General features: G+C 67.5%; 1 protein-coding gene. It reads left to right on the plus strand.

Features of this window, described 5'->3' with window-relative positions; genetic code table 11:
• Positions 1-7 precede the first annotated feature (7 nt).
• A partial coding sequence (locus MIC448_RS14730) for a DUF222 domain-containing protein (protein WP_144238069.1) occupies positions 8-541 on the plus strand: 534 nt, incomplete at its 3' end.

Below are 541 nucleotides of genomic sequence, written 5' to 3' on the forward strand. Positions count from 1 at the left end.
GGCACACGTGGGTGCGCGCCGCGTCGCGGAGTTGGCCTCCCCCTCGTCGCGCGAAGCCGAGCTGCCGTATCGCGCTTTGGCGGCAGAGCTTGGCGCAGCGATGAACATGTCCGACCGGACCGTGCAGCGTCGCATGAACGATGCCGCGGTTTTGGAGGAGTCGTTCCCGGCCACGTTCGCGGCGTGGGAAGAGGGACGGATCACCGGTGCGCATGTTGCGGTGATCATGGAACACGGACTACCCCTGACGAATGTTCAGGCGCGGGCGGAGTACGAACGCGAAGCATTGGCTCGGGCGGAAGGAACGACACCCGGGAGGCTCGGGGCATCGCTGGCGCGGTTGGCGGAGTCCTTGCAGCCGCGTCCGCTCGCGGAGCGCCACAAGGAGGCACGCGCGTCACGGGGCGCGTGTGTACGAGACATCGGCGACGGGATGGCGGAGTTCATTTCCACCCAACCCGCGGTGCTGGCGCATGCAATGCACGACCGCATGACGCAGCAGGCCCGAGCGTTGAAGAATGCAGACCCGACCGACACGCGA

The sequence above is a fragment of the Microbacterium sp. C448 genome (assembly GCF_000582705.2).
Classification (GTDB): Bacteria; Actinomycetota; Actinomycetes; order Actinomycetales; family Microbacteriaceae; genus Microbacterium; species Microbacterium lacus_A.